This is a genomic window from Tabrizicola sp. TH137 (assembly GCF_002855575.1).
GTDB lineage: Bacteria > Pseudomonadota > Alphaproteobacteria > Rhodobacterales > Rhodobacteraceae > Paragemmobacter.
Window position 1 is genome coordinate 1 of sequence record NZ_PKRQ01000035.1, and the last position, 2,296, is coordinate 2,296.

At 62.5% G+C, this 2,296-nt stretch carries 2 protein-coding genes; one reads left to right on the top strand and one right to left on the bottom strand.

The window, feature by feature from the left end; translation table 11 throughout:
- A partial coding sequence (locus C0V75_RS22620; protein WP_143710508.1) for a DUF4158 domain-containing protein occupies positions 1–1,434 on the bottom strand: 1,434 nt, incomplete at its 3' end.
- Between the two features lie 120 nt (positions 1,435–1,554).
- Between C0V75_RS22620 and C0V75_RS22625 the strand changes: the two genes are divergently transcribed.
- Entirely contained in the window at positions 1,555–2,166 is a 612-nt protein-coding gene (locus tag C0V75_RS22625; protein ID WP_038148987.1) for a recombinase family protein, read from the top strand.
- The last annotated feature ends 130 nt before the right edge of the window (positions 2,167–2,296 follow it).

Genomic DNA, 2,296 nt, shown 5'->3' on the forward strand with positions numbered 1-2,296 from the left:
GCCATACCGCCGGGAATGAGCGAGCCAGACATCCCCCGAACGGAAGGCTTCGCGTAGATGGAACAGGACCGCGACTTCCCACAGACGGCCCCCGTCACCCTCGCCACCAAGGTAGCGCTGCCACTTCGATCCCCGGCGCAGAAAGGCCATGGAGCGGGTGGCCGTCACATCCGTTCCCGCGACGATCTTGCTGGCCGCCAACAGGAGTTCCGCCACGGGTGCTGCCTGAATGTCCAATGCTCGCAGCATGCGCGGCGCGTAGCGACGGAACCGATGATACCCATGGCCGACATGGGCCAATGGGTCGGCGGCCAGAGTGTCGGTCAATTGGGCCGCTGTCGCGACCAGCCCTTTGAGAGACAGCCAGCCACCGGCATTGCCGACAGCCTCCTCGAGCGATGCACGATCTTCATGGGCTTCCAGCAGCGCCGAACCGAGGCTGGCGAAGGACTGCAAGGTGTCCTTCAGCGCGGCCTTGGCATCTTCCGCACACGCGTCACATCGGGACTTCGCCTCGCGCCAGGTCTTGCCGACGATGCGGTCATGGGTCTCCACAATGGCGTCGGCAAGGGCGCTGCGCCATTCCAGTACGCAGACGGCAAGGATGGCGAGACGGCGATCCCCGGAAATGTCTCGCAAATCGCCCGCGAAGTATCGCTCGCCTTGCCTGCGAAGTTGGGCAATCCGGTGCGGCGGCACCCCAGCCAGAACCGTCTCGTTCAGCCCGAGGCGCTGCAGGAATTCCAGCCGATCCAGAAGACGGTTCATGTCGGCCGAGTTCTGCCCAGCCTCGAATTGACGCAGCCAGACAAACCGTGTCACCGATCCACCAGCATCTTCTGTCAGCAAGGCATCGAGGCGGCTCTTCATGGCATCGTCCAGCCGCCCTGCGATCCGTGCCTCGATCCGCCGCTCCGCAGCCACCAGCGCGTCGGCGCAAAGTCGCTCGATGATCGTGACGCCAGGCAGGATGGTTCGGGTCGACCGGCACTGCTCGACAAAGCGCCGTGCCAGATCGTCATTGGAGCGCGCAGTCTCCGCCACATCTTCCAGCCAGCCCTTCAGGTCGCGCGCCCCTCTCCCAGAAAACATCCTGTAGCCATACTGCTCTCTGAGCGTCGCCAGATGTTCATGGCGGGTCTCTTCACGGGTCGCGTAACCGGCCAGATCATCAGGCTTCAGGCCAACCTGCGCGGCCAGAAAGCGCGTAACTGCCAAGGGAATGACTTCACCGGGTGTCAGCAGACGGCCAGGATATCGCAATGCGCAAAGTTGCAGGGCAAAGCCAAAGCGATTGTGCGGGCGGCGGCGGGCACGGATGATTTCCAGATCATCGTCCGACAGCGTGAAGTGATGCAGCATGTCCGCCTCAGCAGTCGGCAGATCGAACAATGCTGCGCGCTGCCGGTCGGTCAGAACCGCACGATGTACCATATATCTTATTCTTTCTGCGTCTGGTTTATGGTATTTTGTTTATGATAAGGCTGAAGAGATGGAAGCGATGCCGCAACGCGCCTCTTTCATGGATGCATCGCAAACGAACGTTTGTGAAACATGTTGATCGGCTATGCACGCATCTCCAAGGCTGACGGGTCACAGTCTCTGGATCTCCAACGAGACGCCTTGATCGCCGCAGGAGTGCCCGCGGAACGCATTTACGAAGATCAGGCATCCGGTGCGCGCGATGATCGCCCAGGACTGGAGGCTTGCCTGCGGTCATTACGGGAAGGTGATGTCCTCGTGGTCTGGAAGCTGGACAGGCTCGGGCGCACGCTGACCCACCTGGTCAATACAGTGCGGGACCTGTCAGATCGTGGCATTGGCCTGCGCGTGCTGACCGGTCAGGGTGCTGAAATCGATACCACCACCTCGGCCGGTCGCATGATCTTCGGCATCTTCGCGACCCTGGCCGAGTTCGAGCGCGACCTGATCCGGGAGCGCACCATGGCAGGTCTCGCAGCCGCCCGGGCGCGCGGTCGAAAAGGCGGGCGGAAGTTCGCACTGACCAAGGCTCAGGTCCGCTTGGCCCAAGCGGCCATGTCAAACAGGGACACCTCAGTTGCCGCCCTCGCGGCCGAGCTGGGTGTCAAACCGGTGACCCTCTATCGCTACGTCGATGCCAACGGAAACCTCAGGGACCACGGAAGGCGCGTTTTATCGGCTTAGCGTAGGATTTAGCACCGTCCGGCAGCAGACCCCGTTGTCATCAACATCCTCGCCCGACGACGCGACCCGACCCCGCCACCACTTCTACTCACCCCCACAGCGCTGCGCCTGACCCACGAACCCGTGGCCG